General features: G+C 67.0%; 19 protein-coding genes and 1 tRNA gene. 8 read left to right on the forward strand and 12 right to left on the reverse strand.

The genetic code is table 11. The features are described 5' to 3' along the window. Positions 1–76: 76 nt before the first annotated feature. The 7 genes from pyrF to ASE67_RS15660 form a co-directional block, all read right to left on the reverse strand. Positions 77–754, reverse strand: a complete 678-nt coding sequence (gene pyrF / locus ASE67_RS15630) for an orotidine-5'-phosphate decarboxylase (RefSeq protein WP_055763482.1) — start codon at positions 752–754, stop codon at positions 77–79. After that, positions 751–1110, reverse strand: a complete 360-nt coding sequence (locus tag ASE67_RS15635; protein WP_055763484.1) for a lipopolysaccharide assembly protein LapA domain-containing protein — start codon at positions 1108–1110, stop codon at positions 751–753. Before ASE67_RS15635 ends, pyrF begins: the two co-directional genes overlap by 4 nt. A 171-nt stretch (positions 1111–1281) precedes the next feature. Then, positions 1282–3579 carry a patatin-like protein gene (locus ASE67_RS15640; protein WP_055763486.1) on the reverse strand — a complete coding sequence of 766 codons (2298 nt, stop codon included), beginning with the start codon at positions 3577–3579 and terminating at the stop codon, positions 1282–1284. Next, positions 3576–4271 (reverse strand): endonuclease/exonuclease/phosphatase family protein, encoded by a 696-nt coding sequence (locus tag ASE67_RS15645; RefSeq protein WP_055763488.1) that lies wholly within the window; start codon positions 4269–4271, stop codon positions 3576–3578. Before ASE67_RS15645 ends, ASE67_RS15640 begins: the two co-directional genes overlap by 4 nt. A 67-nt stretch (positions 4272–4338) precedes the next feature. Then, a complete protein-coding gene (epsC, locus tag ASE67_RS15650) occupies positions 4339–5256 on the reverse strand; it encodes a serine O-acetyltransferase EpsC (RefSeq protein WP_055763490.1) in 918 nt (305 codons plus the stop codon). Positions 5257–5369: 113 nt separating this feature from the next. Next, positions 5370–5618 (reverse strand): hypothetical protein, encoded by a 249-nt coding sequence (locus tag ASE67_RS15655; protein ID WP_156348645.1) that lies wholly within the window; start codon positions 5616–5618, stop codon positions 5370–5372. A 191-nt stretch (positions 5619–5809) separates the two neighbouring features. Continuing rightward, positions 5810–5885: transfer RNA gene (locus tag ASE67_RS15660), tRNA-Ala, on the reverse strand. Between the two features lie 185 nt (positions 5886–6070). Here ASE67_RS15660 and ASE67_RS15665 point away from each other — a divergent pair. Further along, the gene (locus ASE67_RS15665) at positions 6071–7363 is read left to right on the forward strand and encodes a DUF2171 domain-containing protein (RefSeq protein ID WP_055763495.1); all 1293 of its coding nucleotides are present in this window, start codon (positions 6071–6073) and stop codon (positions 7361–7363) included. A 105-nt stretch (positions 7364–7468) separates the two neighbouring features. After that, positions 7469–8458, forward strand: a complete 990-nt coding sequence (locus ASE67_RS15670; protein WP_082457185.1) for an NADP-dependent oxidoreductase — start codon at positions 7469–7471, stop codon at positions 8456–8458. 144 nt (positions 8459–8602) lie between these two features. Here ASE67_RS15670 and ASE67_RS15675 read toward each other — a convergent pair whose 3' ends face one another. Genes ASE67_RS15675 through ypfJ form a run of 4 tightly spaced genes read right to left on the reverse strand, consistent with a single transcriptional unit; the run spans position 8603 to position 10577 of the window. After that, entirely contained in the window at positions 8603–8782 is a 180-nt protein-coding gene (locus tag ASE67_RS15675; RefSeq protein ID WP_055763497.1) for a hypothetical protein, read from the reverse strand. A 9-nt stretch (positions 8783–8791) separates the two neighbouring features. Then, positions 8792–9244 (reverse strand): YaiI/YqxD family protein, encoded by a 453-nt coding sequence (locus ASE67_RS15680; RefSeq protein WP_055763500.1) that lies wholly within the window; start codon positions 9242–9244, stop codon positions 8792–8794. Beyond that, entirely contained in the window at positions 9241–9708 is a 468-nt protein-coding gene (locus ASE67_RS15685) for a GreA/GreB family elongation factor (RefSeq protein WP_055763502.1), read from the reverse strand. Before ASE67_RS15685 ends, ASE67_RS15680 begins: the two co-directional genes overlap by 4 nt. Continuing rightward, the gene (gene ypfJ, locus ASE67_RS15690) at positions 9708–10577 is read right to left on the reverse strand and encodes a KPN_02809 family neutral zinc metallopeptidase (protein WP_055763504.1); all 870 of its coding nucleotides are present in this window, start codon (positions 10575–10577) and stop codon (positions 9708–9710) included. The genes ASE67_RS15685 and ypfJ overlap by 1 nt, the downstream gene beginning before the upstream one ends. A gap of 128 nt (positions 10578–10705) precedes the next feature. On the opposite strand from ypfJ, the gene ASE67_RS15695 reads away from it, so the two are divergent. The 3 genes from ASE67_RS15695 to ASE67_RS15705 are packed head-to-tail and all read left to right on the forward strand — an operon-like array spanning position 10706 to position 13307. Then, entirely contained in the window at positions 10706–11866 is a 1161-nt protein-coding gene (locus ASE67_RS15695) for a patatin-like phospholipase family protein (RefSeq protein ID WP_082457199.1), read from the forward strand. 3 nt (positions 11867–11869) lie between these two features. Continuing rightward, positions 11870–12655 carry a 3-hydroxybutyrate dehydrogenase gene (locus ASE67_RS15700; RefSeq protein WP_055763506.1) on the forward strand — a complete coding sequence of 262 codons (786 nt, stop codon included), beginning with the start codon at positions 11870–11872 and terminating at the stop codon, positions 12653–12655. Next, positions 12633–13307 (forward strand): DUF4893 domain-containing protein, encoded by a 675-nt coding sequence (locus ASE67_RS15705; protein ID WP_235511940.1) that lies wholly within the window; start codon positions 12633–12635, stop codon positions 13305–13307. Before ASE67_RS15700 ends, ASE67_RS15705 begins: the two co-directional genes overlap by 23 nt. Positions 13308–13433: 126 nt before the next feature. Here the strand turns inward: ASE67_RS15705 and ASE67_RS15710 are convergent, their stop codons facing one another. Then, positions 13434–13895 carry a hypothetical protein gene (locus ASE67_RS15710; RefSeq protein WP_055763508.1) on the reverse strand — a complete coding sequence of 154 codons (462 nt, stop codon included), beginning with the start codon at positions 13893–13895 and terminating at the stop codon, positions 13434–13436. Positions 13896–13998: 103 nt separating this feature from the next. On the opposite strand from ASE67_RS15710, the gene ASE67_RS15715 reads away from it, so the two are divergent. The 3 genes from ASE67_RS15715 to ASE67_RS15725 all read left to right on the forward strand — a co-directional run bounded on the left by ASE67_RS15715 (position 13999) and on the right by ASE67_RS15725 (position 18580). Then, on the forward strand, positions 13999–16131 hold the full coding sequence (locus ASE67_RS15715) for a M3 family metallopeptidase (protein WP_055763510.1): 2133 nt from the start codon (positions 13999–14001) through the stop codon (positions 16129–16131). Between the two features lie 141 nt (positions 16132–16272). Next, positions 16273–17565 carry a 3-methyl-2-oxobutanoate dehydrogenase (2-methylpropanoyl-transferring) subunit alpha gene (locus tag ASE67_RS15720; protein WP_055763512.1) on the forward strand — a complete coding sequence of 431 codons (1293 nt, stop codon included), beginning with the start codon at positions 16273–16275 and terminating at the stop codon, positions 17563–17565. A gap of 10 nt (positions 17566–17575) precedes the next feature. Continuing rightward, a complete protein-coding gene (locus tag ASE67_RS15725) occupies positions 17576–18580 on the forward strand; it encodes an alpha-ketoacid dehydrogenase subunit beta (protein ID WP_055763687.1) in 1005 nt (334 codons plus the stop codon). Positions 18581–18582: the final 2 nt, after the last annotated feature.

Raw genomic sequence — 18582 nt, forward strand, 5'->3', positions numbered from 1 at the left:
CGGCGCTGTTCGCGCCGCCGGCCGGACGCGCCTCGTGCGGCTCGGTCGAGCGTCGCTCGACCTTGCCCGGCGGGTCCTACAACGTCCCCTCAATCGCCCGAGCCGCCTGATCTGGGTCTGCCGCCTGCGTAATCGGCCGCCCGATCACCAGCACCGACGCCCCCGCATCCAGCGCGGCACGCGGGGTCACGACCCGCTTCTGGTCGCCGACCGGGCCGTCCGCCGGGCGGACGCCGGGCACCACGAAGAACCCCTGCGGCCACGCCTTCTTCGCCGCCGCCACCTCGGCCCCCGAACACACCACGCCGTCGATCCCGGCGCTCTTCGCCAATTCGGTCAGCCGCACGACCTGCTCATGCGGGTCGGGGGCAAGGCCGATCGACGACAGGTCATGCGCGTCGAGGCTGGTCAGCATCGTGACCGCGACGACCTTCGTCCCGACCGGCGCGGCGGCCTTCGCATCCTCCAGCATCGCCCGCCCGCCGGCGGCATGGACCGTCAGGATCGCCGGGTTCATCGGCCCCAGCGCCTGGATCGCCTTGGCGACCGTGTTGGGAATGTCGTGGAACTTCAGGTCGAGGAAGATCGGCAGGCCGAGGTCCGCCATGGTCCGCACCCCCGCACGGCCATTGGCCATGAAGAATTCGAGGCCCAGTTTAAGCCCGCCGACATGGCCGCGCACCTGCTGCGCCAGCGCCTTGGCGCGGTCGAGGTCGGGGGTGTCGATCGCGACATAGATGGGCGAACGGCTCACAATGCGCCTCCCGGTGCGATGGACGAAGGAACGGGGGCGGCGATGGCTCCCGGTGCGACCTGCGACGGGATCGGCGCGGGATCGGCCGGGACCGACACCGGCTCGGCCCGGTGCAGCGCCGCCAGCGTCCGGTCGGTCGCCACGATCCGCTGCCGCAGCCGCCACCGCGTCAGGTGCAGCGCGACGAAGGTCGGCAGGAACCCGGCAAGGAACGTGACGAGCAGCAGCAGCGGCAGGTTCACATCGGCATAGAGCGACCCCCACAGCTTCAGCGGGACCATCGTCATGTTGTTCAGCGCAAAGGCGACGATCACCCCGACCAGCAAGGCCCAGAAGAGGGTTTTCAGGAATTGCATGCGGTGTGCGCCTTCGTCGTTATGCTCGCTTGGGGCCTATCCTTACGCCGGTCGGTCAGGAATTTCCAATAGCGGCAGGGCAGGCTTGTCGGACACCACCGCCAGCCTCAACCGTCACCCCGGACGTGATCCGGGGTCCCGCTTCTTCTGTGTGGGCTTTACCCGTCGCCGCTAACCGATCTCCGCGCGCAATTCGTCGAACAGCGGCTGGATCGTCGTCAGCCGCGGCTCCTCTTCATCGAGGATAGCCAGGAACGCGGCGCGCTTGTGCCGGGTGATCCAGCCCGGCGGCAGGCGGACGTCACCCGGCAGCGTCGACAGCGCGATGTCGATCATCCGCTCCGCCCCGTGCAGGCGGCCCCACAGATAGTCGTTCTCGCGGTACGACCGGCTGAAGAACGCCCCGAAATTGTTAAAGCGGATGCCCTTCAGCGTCGCCTCGGCCCCGCCCGCGCGGATCGAGGGGGCGTCGTCGGGGGCGATCCGGTCGACCCGTACCGGATCGAATTCGTCCAGCCCCTCGCCGCCCAGCAGCGGCAGCGTCGCGATGTCGAAGAACGGAAAGCCCAGATAGGCGAGCAGCACCGGCCGGCGGATCTCGCGCGGGGCGGCGGACAGCGCCGCCGACAAATGCTCCTCGGCACGCGCGTCGAGCGTCGCCAGGTCCATCGCCGCCGCCATCGCCGCCAGCAGCTCGGCCGGATCGGCACGCTTGTCGGCGGCCTGTCGCCGGACGGCGGCGAAATGATCGGCATGCTCGCACGCCAGATAAGGGGTCAGGCTGGCAAAGATCGCCTCGCGCACCGGGGCCAGCGCCGCCGCATCCTGTTCCGGCTCCATTGCCGAAACCGTCCGCACCAGCAGCCGCAGCCGCCGGATGCGAAACGCCAGGTCGTGCGCGCGCAGGAAATCGATCGACGCCGTTGCCGCACCGTCGCCGTCGAACTGGTCGGCGCCGCGCTCCACGACGATCCGGTGGAACGCCGCGCGCAGCCGCCGCCGGCGATCGGACGAGGGGTCGTCAGCCAGCGTCGCGATACGATCGGCCAACCGGTCGAGCACTTGGTCGATCTTCAGCAGGCCATAGGCGGCATGGCCATATCCGGCACGCTTGGCCGCCTGCACCTGCGCCCGCTGTCGCCAGCCGGCCAGCCGCGAAGGGGTCGGCCAATCGAGGAACAGCGTATAGCCGAACAGCTGCTCGACCTCCGCCTCGACCCCGGCGCGCAGCTTCTCGACGATCGCCAGCATCCGCTCGATCCGTTCCGACCGACGCTGGATCGCGTCCAGATTGTCGCGGATCGGCTGCTTGCGCGGCAGTTCGGACAGCGCGCCCAGAATCGTCTGGAAGAAGGTCGGCGGCCCCTTGGTCTCCGGGCCGATCCCGAACTTGTGGTTGGGCGCGGGGTCCAGATAGACGAAGCGCCGGTCGATCTGCCGCCGTGCCGGGCGTTCGCGCAGCGCATCGATCGCCGGGCGGAACGGGGCGTTCGCCAGCACCGATCCGTCGATCAGCGCCGCCTGCTCGACCATCCCCACCGCCGCCTGTCGCGGCAGCACCCGGCGCAGGAACGCCTCGCGCCCCGGCCAGTCGGTGCCCCGGTCCTTGAGCGCCGCATCCAGCTCCCCGACCCGGAACGGCGGAAACGCACCCGGGAAACTCGACGTCGCCCGCGCCGCGAACACCAATTCGGCGGGATCGGCGAGCGGCCCGTCGCCATGGTCGGAAAAGCCGATGACGATGCGATGCTCGGTCTCCACCACCTCCTTGGGCGAATTGAGCCGCAGCAGTTCGGGGTGCCCCGCAAAGTCGGTGACGGTGACGAACAGGTCGAGCGGCTGGCCCGGCGGCAACAGCCGTGGCCCGACCGGCCCCGCCGCCATCGCCGCGAACGCATTCAGCAGCATGTCGACCATCGCCCGCCCGCCGAACGGCGGTTCGAACCACCGCGCGCGCACGAACCGGTCGAGCTTGGCGCGCAGTTCGTCGCGCGCGGCGACGTCGACGCTCGACACGTCCTCGCCCTCGCGGCCCAGCGCCATCCAAGCGATCGGCCGTGCCCAGGGGCGCGACAGCGCGCTGGCCGGAGCCTGTGCCGGATCGATCAGCGCCTCGATGTCCGCGCCCTCCAGCCACAGCTCGGTCAGCGGGTCGAGCGACTGGCCGGTCGCGACCGCATGCGCCAGGAACACGCCGTTGATCCCGCCCGCACTCGCCCCGGCGACGATATCGACCAGCACCCGCAGCCGGATACCGCTCAGAGCCGCCAGCTCGTGCAGCATCGCCTGATACACCCCGGCACTGCCGCCCAGCGCATCGCCATCGTCCTGCATCGCGCGGCTGGCGCGGGCGATGTGCCACACCTCCTTGACCACCCCGTGCATGTAGACCGCAAGGCTGATCCCGCCGTAGCAGACCAGCGCCAGTCGCAATTCGCGGTCGTGGAGCGGGGGCGGCGTATCGCTCATGCCGCGTCGAGCGTCGCCCAGATCGGCAGATGGTCCGACGCCTTGCGCGCGGCGGCGCTGTGATGGGTACCCGAATCGACGACGCGCAGTCCGCTCGACACCATGATCCGGTCGAGCCGCCCGACCGGGTGCCGCGCATGGAAGCTGGGGCCGGTCTCGGCGAAACGATGGTTCCGCCCGAAATCGCGCAGGCACCCCGATTGCGGCGTCCATTCGTTCAGGTCGCCCATCAAAACGCTCGGCAGCGGCGGCTGGCACCCATCGACGTCGTGCAGGATCGCATGCGCCTGCTTGCGCCGCCACAACCCGGACAGGTCGAGATGCATGCCCACGACCCGAACCGTCATGCCGTTCAGCGTCACATCGGCCCGCACCGCGCCGCGCGGTTCCAGCGCCGGGATCTCGATCCGCCGGGGCGCGCTGATCGTCGCGTCCTTGCGCACCAGCAGGGCATTGCCGTGCCAGCCCATTGACTGCGCGCGGATGGCGATCGGCACCGGCTTCCACGGGCTGTGGTCGTCCAGCATGTTGAGCGGGATCACCCCGGCGCGCTCGCCCAGCCGGCGGTCGCATTCCTGCAGCGCGATGATGTCGGCATCGACCTCGCGCAGCACCTCCAGCGTGCGTTCGGGCATGCGGCGGCGATCGGTCCCGATCGCTTTGCGCATATTGTAGCTGGCTACCTTTATCATCGTTCACCGCACAACGTCAGGGTGACCGATTTCGTTTCGCCTGCGTCCCCGAAAGGCCGTCAAAAGATCAGGACGCCTCGACCGCCTCGGGCTGGACGATGACGGTGTGCGGCGCGACATCCTTCAACAACCACACATTGCCGCCGATCACCGCGCGGTCGCCGATCTTCACCCGGCCGAGGATCGTCGCCCCGGCATAGATCACCACGTCGTCGCCGACGATCGGGTGGCGGGGAATCCGCTCGGCAAAGGGGCCGCTGTCGCCGCGCGGCTGCGACCGGTGCGGGGTGCGTGCGCCCAGCGTGACGTGCTGGTACAGCCGCACCCGCGCGCCGATGACCGCCGTCTCGCCGATCACGACGCCGGTGCCATGGTCGATGAAGAAGCCCGGCCCGATCGTGGCACCGGGATGAATGTCGATGCCGGTGCGTTCGTTGGCGATTTCCGACACGATCCGCGCGACGATCGGCGCGCCCAGCGAATCCAGCTCATGCGCCAGCCGGTGGTGCAGGATCGCGGTCGCGCCGGGATGGCAGATCAGGATTTCATCGACGCTGCGCGCGGCCGGATCGCCGCGAAAGATCGCCGCCACATCGGTATCGAGCAATGCCCGCACCCGCGACAGCGTACCGGCGAACAACCGCAGGATCTCCGCCGGACGGTCGGCAGCGGCCTCGATCCCGGCGGCATCGCGCCAATAGGCGAATTCGGCAACGATCGCGGCATCGAGCAGCGCGAACGCCTCGGTCAGCCGTTCGGCGACGAAACGATCCTCCGCCGCCGGATCGCCGACGAACCCGCCGATCCGCGCCGGGAACAGCGCCGCCGCCAACAGCTCGACCGCGCGCGCCAATGGCGCCCGGCGCGGAAAGTCGCCCGGCTGGCGTCGGCTGGGCTGCGCCTGTCGCCATGCCATGCGCGCACTCGACAGGGCACGGGTCGCATGGTCGATCGCGCGGCGTCGGTCGTCATCGGGCAGGGTCATCGGACAGGCTCGCGGAATAAAAAGGGCCGGGCGGCATGCACCGTCCGGCCCGAGTTGCGCTTAGGGAGCTAACCAAAGCGATGCGGAAGGCCGCGCGCGGGGCGCGGCGAAACTCAAAGGCCCGCGGCGTTCGCCACCGGATCGGTCGCATTGGGCGTCGCGTCGTTCAGCACCACATTGTCGCCGGGCAGGGCGACGTCGTTGCCAAGCGCGGTGTCATTGGCCAGCGGTTCGTCGAGCGAGGTCAGGTTCGTCTCGACCGTGCTGTTGTCGATCGCGGCATTCTCGACGGCGCTATTGCCCGAACATGCCGCCAGACCCAGCAGCGCAACAGCCGCGAGCGGTGCGATAAATGGCTTCAAACCCGATCTCCCCGTTTCAAAATCGCCGATCGCGGCGATGTCGATGCCCGCTGTAGGCATCGGGGCGGGGCGGGGAATAATCCCATTACTTTAGTGGGGTATTGCTCCGCTATCAACGGACGGCAATGGGCCATGCGTAAACGGTGCGTCGGCACGCAGCGGGATCATGGCGATGGCGGAAAGTGGCGGGGTGGTGGAGCTGAGGGGAATCGAACCCCTGACCTCTGCAGTGCGATTGCAGCGCTCTCCCATCTGAGCTACAGCCCCGCCCCGTGCCCGGACTTTACCGGGGCCGATCCCTTAGCGGCCCCAAAATGCGGATGCAACGGGTCTCGCGCATTTCCGGATCAAAATCATGGCGTCGCAACCGGTCGCTGCGGCAGGCCCCTTCGTCGTGCGCGTACCGGATGTGCCGGAACCATCCGCCGGGTCGGTGCTTCTTGGGATACGACATGGCAGCAGCCAACTTGCTGCCGCGCCGCGATAACATGAACCATCTGCAGGAGATTTTCATGGCCTATGATCGCAATTCGCGCGACGACGACTGGTCGCGCAACAACCGCAACGACGATAGCCGCTGGCGGGACCGGGACGATCGTGGCCAGGGTGGTTACGGCAGCCAGAGCTACGGCAGCGGATCGCAGCAGCGCGACGAACAGGGCAATCGCGACTATTATGGCGGCCGCTCGTCCTATGGGTCTAGCTATGGCACCGATCGCGACCGGGGGTATGGCAGCGATCGTGACCGGAGCTATGGCAGCCGCGACTTCGATCATGCCGATCGCGGATCGCGCAGCTATGGCTCGCAGGGCAGCAGCTACGGCACGCAGGGTGACCGGTATCGCGGTGGTTATTCGACCGACGGCAACCGTTTCGGCGATCAGGGCGAACGCAGCGCGCGTTATGGCAATGACCGCCTCCGCGGTGACCGCGATCGTCAGCGCGACAATCTCGACTATGATGTCGCCGATCGCGGTTTCCTCGCCCGTGCCGGCGACGAAGTCCGGTCGTGGTTCGGTGATGAGGACGCAGAGCGTCGCCGCGAGCGCGATCAACGCTATGACGAGCAGATGGCGCGTTATGACGACCGTCACAGCGACCACGCCTATCGGTCGTGGCGCGATACGCAGGTTAGCGCGTTCGACCGCGACTATGACGAATATCGCCAGGAAAACTCGCAGCGTTTCCAGAGCGAATTCAGCGCGTTCCGCACCGAACGCCAGACGCAGCGCGACAGCCTGAACCAGGTGACCGAGCATATGGAAGTCGTCGGTTCGGACGACGAACATGTAGGCACGGTGGACAAGGTGCGCGGCGACCGCATCATCCTGACGAAGACCGACAAGGACGCCGGTGGCCATCACCATTCGATCCCGTCGCGCTGGGTATCGTCGGTCGACGGCAAGGTGAAGCTGCGCAAAACCGCCAGCGAAGCCAAGCAGGCATGGCGCGACGAGGAACAGCAGCAGGCGATGTTCGGCAATCAGTCGCAGCAGCGCTATGGCAGCGACCGCTTCGGTAGCCAGACCGGCAACGAAGACCGTACGCACGAAGCCAACCGCTACGGCGCGTCGACCACGACCGGCCAGGCGCTGGGCGCAGGCACCTCGACCACGGCCGGGACCGGCGTATCGGGTACCACGACTGGAACCAGCACGTCGGGTACCACGACCGGCACCGGGCTGTCGGGTTCGACCACCGATAGCGACACGAACCTCAATCGCAGCTTCCCCGGCACCTACTGACCGGTTCGCAGCGATGACATTGGAGGGGCTCGGGAAACCGGGCCCCTTTGCTTTTGGGCGGTCGCTGCTTAAGTTGCGCTACGAAACTGATATGGAGCAGTGAACATGGCGAAGGCGTGGTATCTGGTACGGCGTCCACAGGGTATGCCGGTGATGGAGGATTTCGCGTTCCGCGAACTGCCACAGCGCGAACTGGCCGAGGGCGAGGTCCGCATCGCCAATCGTTGGCTGTCGGTCGACCCCTATATGCGCGGCCGGATGAACGACGTGAAAAGCTATGTGCCGCCGTTCCAGCTGGATGCCCCGATGGACGGCGGCGCGGTGGGCGAGGTGATCGAGAGCCGCGCGGCCGACGTGCCGGTCGGAACCCGCGTGCAGCACATGGCCGGGTGGCGTGACGAGGCGATCGTGCCGGCGAAGGGCGTGCAGAAGCTGCCCGATATCGACCTGCCCGAACAGGCGTTTCTCGGCGCGCTGGGCCTGACCGGCATGACCGCATGGTTCGGCCTGCTGACGGTTGCCGAGGCCAAGCCCGGTGACACGGTGTTCGTCTCGGCGGCGGCGGGTGCGGTCGGATCGGTCGTGGTGCAGATCGCCAAGGCGAAGGGCATGACCGTCATCGGCTCGGCCGGCGGCGCGGAAAAGGTCGAATGGGTCCGCTCGCTCGGCGCCGATCACGTGATCGATTACAAGGGCGACGTGCCGCTGGTGAAGGCGCTGGGTGCCGCCGCACCGAACGGCATCGACGTCTATTTCGACAATGTCGGCGGCGACCATCTCGACGCGGCGCTGGCCCATGCGAACCAGAATGCGCGCTTTGCGATCTGCGGCATGATCGATGGCTATAACGCGTCGCAGCCGACTGCCTTGCGCTACCTGATGCGCGTCATCGCCGCGCGCATCCGTATCCAGGGCTTCATCGTCAGCGACTATCTCGGCCAGATCGGCGACTTCCAGCAGGGCATGGGCGAAATCGTCGCCAGCGGCAATTTCCAGCGCGAGGAAACGGTCGTGGAAGGGCTGGAGCAGATGCCCGATGCGTTCCTCGGCCTGTTCAGCGGCCAGAACAAGGGCAAGATGCTGGTAAAGCTGTAACCAAGATCCTCCCCGCTATGCGGGGAGGGGGACCGTCCGAAGGACGGTGGAGGGGGGTGTCGGCATACGGAACCGCGGCGTCAGCGGACCGCCCCCTCCACCAGCTTCGCTGGTTCCCTTCCCCGTGCCGGGGAGGACAGGGGCTCAGCGCAATTTCGCGATCTTCAGCCCGTCTTCCTTCGCACGATCCTTGATCGATTCCTCGCTCCGCGTCAGCGCCTTCGCCAGTGCCTTCAGCGCCATGCCTTTCCCGGCCAGCTGGTGCAGCTTCTGGATTTCATCGGGGCGCCAGGGCTGGCGGTGACGTTCGAATTTTTCGGCCATGGGCGTCTCCTATCGTTGGCGGGCCAGCCGCACCAGCGCGGCGTCGAGCGCTTGCAGGAAGCGCGAGCGGTCGGTCTTGCCGAACGGTGCCGGCCCGCCCAGCTGATCGCCGCCCGCGCGCAGGTCGGCCATGATCGCCCGCGTCGCGATCGCGCTGCCGATCGATGCGCCGGTAAACGGCTTGCCATTGGGTGCCAGCACGGTCGCCCCGGCCTTCAGGCACCGATCCGCCAGCAGGATATCGGCGGTGATGACCACACAGTCGGCATCCGCCGCTTCCGCGATCCAGTCGTCCGCCGCGTCGAACCCGTCCGACACCACCACCCGCTCGACCCACGGCAGCACCGGCAGGCGGAAATGGCTGTTGCTGACGATCGATACCTTGGCGCCATGCCGTTCGGCGACGCGGTACACCTCGTCCTTCACCGGGCAGGCATCGGCATCGACCAGGATACGGGTCATGGCTCGATCGGGCCGGTCTCGATCACTTCGAGCGCGTCGCTGCACCCGCCGAAATCGGCCGTTTCGCCCGCCATCAGCCCGGTCATCGCCAACGCGAGCGGCGCGGTGAAGGGGATGCGCCCCGCCGCCGGATCGGCCTCGTCGCTGCCGACCAGTTCGATCGTCTTGCGCTGCCCGTTCAGCGTATAGGTGACGCGCGATCCGAACGCGACCTCGTCGGTCGGGACCGGGGCGATCTGCGCCGTCGAATGCCGCGTCCGCCAATAGCGCAGGTCGCGCTTGATCGCGGTAATGCGCTCGGCATCGCCATCCGCCGCGTCCAGCTCACCCTCCAGCCGCGCGACCTGCGCCGCCATCGCCGCCAGCCCGCGCCGGGTCACCAGGTTCGGGCCGGGCGGCAGGGGCAGTTCGAACCGCGGCTCCTTATGTTCGTCGTCATCCTCTCTACGAAACGCAACACTCATCAAATCGTCCCTGAAAACGTATCACACCGGGCGGGATCGCCCGTTTCATAGCCGCGCTTGAGCCAATAGGCGCGCTGGGCCGACGTGCCATGGGTAAAGCTCTCGGGCGAGGCGCGATTGCCCTGCAACCGGTCGTCGCCGATCGCCTCGGCAGCGCGCAGCCCTTCCTCGATATCGCCCGGCTCCATCCGACCGCTGCGCTTCGCCCACACGCCGGCATAGCAGTCCGCCTGCAGCTCCAGCCGTACCGACTGGGCATTCCCTTGCTCCGTCGGCAGCGTCTGCTGCGCGCGGCTGACCGCTTCGGCCTGTCCGGTCAGGTTCTGGATATGATGGCCGACCTCGTGTGCGACGACATAGGCCTGTGCGAAGTCGCCGCCCGCACCGTATTTCTGCGACAATTCGCGGAAGAAGCCGGTGTCGAGATAGACGCCGCGATCGGGCGGGCAATAGAACGGCCCCATCGCCGACTGCGCCGCGCCGCAACCCGACTGCGCACCCTGCTCATAGAAGCGCAGGCGCGGCGGCGTGTAGCGCGCGCCCTGATCGGCATAGATCTGGCCCCAGACCTGCTCGGTCGATTTCAGCACGCGGCAGGCGAACAGTTCCTCGGCGGTGTCGCACGGCACGTCCTGCGCCGAACCCTGCTGCGTGCTCGGTGCCTGCGATCCGCCGCCGACCAGGCCTCCGCCGCCCGAAAACATCAGGAACGCGACACCGATGATCGCGATGATGCCGATCGTGCCACAACCAAGGCCGCGCCCGAGCAGCAGCGGCAGGAACCCCAGCAGGTTCAGCCCGCCGCCCCCGCCACCGCCGCGGCCAAGGTCGTCGACATTACTGGATGGATCGAGATCGTCGAGGCGCATGGGCGGCGGTCCAATCGTTGAAGCTGCGTACTGAAATGCGCGAAACGGTCACGATGTTGCAACCTGCCGCGATGAAATCGGTTGAAGGGGCGTTGAACCCGGTTCGTATAATGCGCAAAGTATCGTCGATGGCCGAAGCTGATCCCCGTTTGCGTCGACAATCTCCCGCCGGACTGCCCTTGCCCGACTGCGTTGCGCTGGTGCTGCAGGGCGGCGGGGCGTTGGGCAGTTACCAGGCGGGCGTGATCGAACGTCTGGGAGAGTCGCAGATCGAGATCGACTGGGTCGCCGGCATCTCGATCGGTGCGATCAACGCCGCGATCGTGGCCGGCAACCCGCCCGAACGCCGGATCGAACGGCTGCGGCAATTCTGGCAGACGGCGGCGGGCGTGCTGCCGTGGTTCCCGATCCTGCCCAATGACCGGGTGCGCGAATGGGTGCATGAATGGTCGGCCGGCGTCGTGCTGGCGACCGGCGTGCCCGGCTTCTTTCGCCCGCGTGGGGTTCCCCCGCAATTCGCCGCGCCGGGGACGCCGGGCGCGCTCAGCTATTACGACACGGCACCTTTACGCGAAACGCTCGACACGCTGGTCGACTGGAATCTGGTGAACGACGGCCCGGTGCGGCTGTCGGTCGGGGCGGTCGATATCGAAAGCGGCAATTTCGTCTATTTCGACAGCGCGCGCGAACGGATCGACGCGCGCCACGTCATGGCGTCGGGCGCGCTGCCGCCGGGACTGGCTCCGGTCGAGATCGACGGGCGCTGGTATTGGGACGGCGGCCTGGTCAGCAATACGCCGCTGACCCATATCCTCGACCATCAGCGCGATCCGATGCTGGTGTTCCAGGTCGACCTGTTCTCCGCCGAGGCGGACCTCCCGCGCACCATCGGCGACGTCGTGGCGCGCGAAAAGGAAATCCGCTTTTCCAGCCGCACGCGACAGGTGACCGCCGAACGGCTGCGGTTGCGGCAGGAACGCGAACTGATCCGCCGGCTGACGGCCAAGCTGCCCGCCGACCTGCGCGACGATGCCGATGTGCGCGCGCTGGAGGCGATGGCCGACGAGCATCCCTTGAGCCTCGTCCACCTGATCTACCGCGCGAACCGCTGGGAAGGCGGTGCGCGCGATTTCGAATTTTCGGCACGCGCGCTGGAGGAGCATTGGGCCGCCGGCCGCGCCGCCATCGCCGAGACGATGGCCAACGCCCGCGTCGTCGCCGAAAACATCCTCGACGGGCGCACCGCCGCGTTCGACCTGACCCACCATCTTCACCAACGCCAAGGATAAGCGATGTTCCTCAAAGGCAAGACTGCGATCGTCACCGGCTCCACGTCCGGCATCGGCCTCGCCTATGCAAAGGCGTTGGCGGCCGAAGGGGCGACCGTCGTCATCAACGGCTTCGGCGATGCAGACGCGATCGAGAAGGAACGCGCCGCACTGGCGGAGACCAGCGGCGCCGAAGCGCGCTACGACGCCGCCGACATGACCAAGCCCGACCAGATCGCGGCAATGGTCGACAAGGCGGCGGCCGAATTCGGGTCGGTCGACATCATCGTCAACAATGCCGGTATCCAGCATGTGGCGAAGATCGAGGAGTTTCCGATCGACAAATGGGACGCGATCCTGGCGATCAACCTGTCGTCCGCCTTCCACATGATCCGCGCCGCCGTGCCGCACATGAAGAAGGTGGGCTGGGGCCGGATCATCAACACCGCATCGGCGCACAGCCTGGTCGCCAGCCCCAACAAGTCGGCCTATGTCACCGCCAAGCACGGGCTTGCCGGCCTGACCAAGACGGTCGCGCTGGAAGTCGCGACCTGCGGCATCACCGCCAACTGCATCTCGCCCGGTTATGTGTGGACGCCGCTGGTCGAACAGCAGATTCCCGACACGATGGCGTCGCGCGGGCTGACGCGCGAGCAGGTGATGAACGACGTGCTGCTGGCGGCACAGCCGACCAAGGAATTCGTCACCGCCGAACAGGTCGCCAGCCTCGCGCTGTACCTGTGCCGCGACGAGGCGAAGGCGATCACGGGTGCGAACCTGTCGATCGATGGCGGCTGGACTGCGGCGTGATCGCGGCATGATCCGCCTGTTGTCGCTGGCGACGGTATTCGCCGGTTGCGCGCTTGCGGCCTGTGGCGGGGCGCGGGTGGCGTCGTCTGCTTCGGCCACGGCGGCACCGCCGGCACAGGGGCCGGACGACTGGCGGCGGGTCGCGACGTCGGCCGACCGCGACCGGTTGCGGCGCTGGCGCGATGCGTGGATGGCGGCACTGCCGCGCGCCCGCGCCGCCGACCCGGCGGCGATCGCGGCGCAGGGCGCGCTGTTCGCGCCGGATGCGGCACTGGCCGGGCCGATGGCGCCGGCCGGCCGCTATCGCTGTCGGGTTTTCAAGCTGGGTGGCCTTGGCAGCGCGATGCGCGACTTCACCGCCTATCCCGCGTTCGACTGCCGGATCAGCGACGAAGGGCAGGTCCGCAGCTTCTACAAGGAAAGCGGATCGCAGCGGCCGGTGGGACTGCTGTTCGCCGATGGCGACCGCACCGTGTTTCTCGGCACGCTGCTGCTCGGCGATGAGCGGGCGGCCCTGCAATATGGCCAGGACCGCGACCGCGACATGGCGGGCGTATTGGAGCGGATCGGCGAGCGGCGCTGGCGGCTCGTCCTGCCCTATCCCCGGTTCGAATCCATGCTGGACGTGATCGAGCTGGTGCCGGCGGAGTAAGCGCTGACCCCACACACCATCGTCACCCCGGACTTGATCCGGGGTCCCGCTTCTTCCTCTGCCATCGGGCGAAAAGCGGGACCCCGGGTCAAGCCCGGGGTGACGGTAAAAGTAACCTCGCGGACCCTATGCCAGCGTCCGCCGCACCGTCTCGTAGCAATCGTCGATATGCGAATTGCCGACCAGCTTCATCGCGCCGAAGCTGATCCCGGCCGCCGCGATCTGTCCCGCAAAGGGTACGAAGCGCAGCAGCGACTTGCTGGCGTACCGCGCGCCGACCTTGCGGATCAGCATCGTGATGATCCGCCGGGTGATCGACCGGCCGATGACGCCGTTCCCCAGATTGGCGGCGATCAGCAGCACCTGCTTGGCGCGGTCGGGCTCCAACGCCTCGACCTGCTTTTCATCCAGCCCGAACCGGTTGCTGATTTCGGGCAGCAGCTTGGTCAGGATATTGGCGTCGACGATCAGGTCGGCACCGGGGACGGGCACCGCCGACGCCCCCGCCGACACCAGCGCGCGCTTGGTCACCAGCTTGCGCGCTTCGTCGCGCACGCGGTCGAGTTCGGTCAGCGAAGTGATCTTCATGGAAAGCCCCGTGTCGTTTCGTTGCCGCATCAACGCCGATCTTGCCAAGCGGCTCCCGATGGTTACGCTCGTTACGAATTAGCCCCGAAAATCGGATAGTTGCATGATCCTGCGCATCGGCACCCTGCTCGCCACCACCTTGTTCGTTCCCGCGGCGCATGCCGCGTCGATGCCGCAGGCGCCCGCCGCCACGCGCGACGCAACGCCGCTGACCGCAAAATGGCCGGGGCCGTATCAGGGGGTGCCGCCGTGGGACAAGGTGACGCCGGCGATGTTCCCGGTCGCCTTCCCCGTGGCGATGGCGGAGATGCGCCGCGACATTCATGCGATCCGCGACGACAAACGACCGGCGACGTTCAAGACCGTCATCGAACCGCTGCAACTGGCCGGCGACATGATGGACCGGGTGGGGTCGATGTGGGGCGTCTACACCAGCAACCTAGCGACGAAAGAGGTGCAGGCGATCGACCGCGAATGGTCGCCGAAACTGTCGGCGTTCAACGACGAGCTGTTCCTCGATCCCAAATTGTTCGCGCGGGTAAAGGCGGCGTACGACACCCGCGCCACGCAAAAGCTGAACCCGCAGCAATTGCGCCTGCTGGAGCGGACCTATCGCAGCTTCGTCCGTCGCGGCAGCCTGCTGACCGATGCGCAGCGCCAGCAGGTGACGGGCCTGAACCAGCAATTGTCGGTCGCCTATAACGACTTCAGCCAGAAGGTGCTGGCCGATGAGGAGACGTGGATTGTCGTCGATGATGCGAAGCAGCTTGCCGGCCTGCCCGACAGCTTCGTCGCCTCGCTGAAGGCGGCGGCGGATGAGCGCGGCCTGGCCGGCAAATGGGCGATCGTGAACACGCGTTCGTCGGTCGCGCCGGTGCTGACCTATGCCACCGACCGGGCCTTGCGCGAAAAGGTGTGGCGCGCGTTCGTCATGCGCGGCGACAATGGCAACGCCAACGATACGAAGGCGACGATCGCCACCATCCTGAAACTGCGACAGGAGCGGGCGAAGCTGCTCGGCTTCCGCAATCACGCCTATCTGCGGATGGACGACACGATGGCCGAGACGCCGGCCAATGCGAAGGCGCTGATGATGCGCGTCTGGCCCGCTGCGGTAGCGCGGGTGCGCGAGGAAGTAGCCGACATGCAGGCGCTGGCCGCGAAGGACGGCACCAACATCACCATCGCGCCTTGGGACTATCGCTTCTATGCCGAGAAGGTCCGCAAGGCGAAATACGACCTCGATGAGAGCGAGGTGAAGCCGTATCTTCAGCTCGACAACATCCTCGCCGGGGCGTTCTACGCGGCGGCGCGGCTCTATGATCTGAAGTTCACCGAGAATACCGGGCAGATTCCGGTTTTCGAAAAGAATGTCCGCACCTTCGTCGTCACCGACGCGCGGACGGGCCGGAATGTCGGCGTGTTCTATTTCGACGGCTTCGCGCGCAGCGGCAAGCGGTCGGGGGCGTGGGCGACGCGCTATCGCGGGCAGCAGAAGCTGGGCGGCGAGACGAACGTGCTGGCGTCGAACAACAACAATTTCGTGAAGGGCGCGGCCGGGCAGCCGACGCTCATCAGCCTCGACGATGCGTCGACGCTGTTCCACGAATTCGGCCACGCGATCCATTCGCTGTTGCAGGACGTGACCTATCCCGGGCTGGCCGGCACGCCGCGCGACTTCGTGGAATATCCGAGCCAGGTGAACGAGAACTGGCTGCTGACCCGCGACGTGCTGGATCGCTATGCCAAGCATTACCAGACCGGACAGCCGATGCCGCAGGCACTGGTCGACAAGATCGAGAAGTCGTCGACCTTCAACCAGGGCTTCGATACCGTCGAATATCTGTCCTCCGCGATCGTCGACATGGAGCTGCACGACCGGGAGACGCCGGTGACCGATGTCGCGGCGTTCGAACGCGACACGCTGGCGAAGCTCGGCATGCCGAAGGAGATCGTGATGCGGCACCGCCTGCCGCAGTTCAATCACCTGTTCTCCTCGGACGCTTATTCGGCCGGTTATTACTCGTACCTCTGGTCGGAAACGATGGACGCCGACACCTGGGCCGCGTTCACGGCCACGGGCAATGTGTGGGACAAGGCGACGGCGGACCGGTTCCGCAAGACGTTGCTGTCGACCGGCAACGAGACCGATCGCAAGGAAGCCTATCGCGCGTTCCGGGACCGCGACCCGGATGTCACGGCGTTGTTCAAGCGGCGCGGTTTTCCGACGAACTGACCGGTTTCCCCCGGTCAATGCCGGGGGAAACCCCGTAACAATTGCTCCCAGCCTCTCGCCAAGCGTGTTGAAATTATATAACAAGCGTTTGTAACGAGTCTGCGTGCCCGTCTGGGTTAGCGCAGCGGACATGGAGAGTGCATGACCGGCGATAGCCGCACGAATCTGCCGCGCCTGGCGCTGCACGTGCCCGAACCCAAATTCCGTCCCGGCGACGCGGTGGATTTCGCCGACGTCGCCGTGCCGCCGGCCGGCGCGCAGACCCGGCCCGATACCGCCGCCGCGCCCGACAGTTTTCACGACCTCAGCTACACGCTGGTCCGCGTGCTGGACGAACAGGGGCAGGCGGTCGGCCCGTGGAACCCGCGGCTCGACCCCGACATGCTGCGGCGGATGCTGTTGAAGATGGCGACGGTGCGCGCGTTCGACGAACGCATGTTCCGCGCCCAGCGGCAGGGCAAGACCAGCTTCTACATGAAATGCACCGGCGAAGAGGCGATCGCGGTTGCCGGAACCATGGCACTCGACCGCGACGACATGACCTTCCCCAGCTATCGTCAGCAGGGCATCCTGATCACGCGCGACTATCCGCTGATCGAAATGATGAACCAGATATATTCGAACACGGCCGACAAGTTGCAGGGCAAGCAGCTGCCGATCATGTATTCGTCGAAGGACTTCGGCTTCTTCTCGATCTCCGGCAATCTGACGACGCAATATCCGCAGGCGGTGGGCTGGGCGATGGCGTCGGCGTCGAAGGGCGATACCCGGATCGCGGCGACATGGTGCGGGGAGGGGAGCACCGCGGAGGGCGACTTCCACTCGGCGCTGACCTTCGCCACCGTCTACCGCGCGCCGGTGATCTTCAACGTCGTCAACAACCAGTGGGCGATCAGCAGCTTTTCCGGTTTCGCGGGGGCGGAGGCGACGACCTTTGCCGCACGCGCCATCGGCTATGGCATCGCCGGTTTGCGCGTCGACGGCAACGACGCGCTGGCGGTCTATGCCGCGACCGCCTGGGCCGCCGAGCGCGCGCGGACCAATCAGGGGCCGACCCTGATCGAGCATTTCACCTATCGCGCCGAAGGCCATTCGACGTCGGACGATCCGTCGCAATATCGTTCGGCCGGTGAGCCGACGGCGTGGCCGCTGGGCGACCCGATCGCGCGGTTGAAGGCGCATCTTGTCAACATCGGCGCGTGGGACGACGAACGTCACGCGGCGATGGACCGCGAGGTCGCCGAACAGGTCCGCACCGCGCAGAAGGCGGCGGAGGCCAACGGCATCCTCGGCCACGGCCTGCACCAGCCACTCGATACGCTGTTCGACGGCGTGTTCGAGGACATGCCGTGGCACCTTCGCGAACAACAGGCGCAGATGATGGCCGAGGAGGAAGCCTCCGGCCGACCCTGGGCACGCAAGGAGGGCCACTGACATGGCGCGGATGAACATGATCCAGGCGATCAATTCCGCGATGGACGTCGTAATGGACCGCGACCCGAGCGTGATCGTGATGGGCGAGGATGTCGGCTATTTCGGCGGCGTGTTCCGCGCGACCGCCGGCCTCCAGTCGAAATACGGCAAGACCCGCGTGTTCGACACGCCGATCACCGAATGCGGCATCATCGGCGTCGCGGTCGGCATGGGCGCCTACGGCCTGCGCCCCGTGCCCGAAATCCAGTTCGCCGATTATATCTACCCCGCGCTCGACCAGCTGGTCAGCGAGGCGGCGCGGCTGCGCTATCGCTCGGCCGGCGACTTCACCGCGCCGATCACGGTACGCTCGCCCTTCGGCGGCGGCATCTTCGGTGGGCAGACCCACAGCCAGTCGCCCGAGGGGATCTTCACCCATGTCAGCGGCATCAAGACGGTGATCCCGTCGACGCCCTATGACGCCAAGGGCCTGCTGATCGCCGCGATCGAGGACAACGACCCGGTTCTCTTCTTCGAACCCAAGCGCATCTACAACGGCCCGTTCGACGGCAATTGGGACAAGCCGGCGCAGAACTGGTCGAAACATGCGGGTGGCGAAGTGCCCGAGGGCTATTACCGGATCGAACTGGGCAAGGCGAAGGTCGTGCGCGAGGGCAGCGACCTGACCATCCTTGCCTATGGCACGATGGTCCATGTCGTGCAGGCGACCGTGGAGGCCGCCGGGATCGACGCCGAAATCCTCGACCTGCGCACGCTGGTCCCGCTCGACATCGAGGCGATCGAGGCGTCGGTGAAGAAGACCGGTCGCTGCATGATCGTGCACGAGGCGACCCGGACGGGTGGCTTCGGTGCCGAGCTGTCGGCGCTGGTGCAGGAACGCTGCTTCCACCATCTCGAAGCGCCGATCGAGCGCGTGACCGGCTTCGACACGCCGTATCCGCACAGCCTCGAATGGGCGTATTTCCCGGGGCCGGTCCGTATCGGACAGGCGCTCAAGAAGATCATGCAGGACTAACC

It is taken from the genome of Sphingomonas sp. Leaf23 (assembly GCF_001421585.1).
Classification (GTDB): domain Bacteria; phylum Pseudomonadota; class Alphaproteobacteria; order Sphingomonadales; family Sphingomonadaceae; genus Sphingomonas.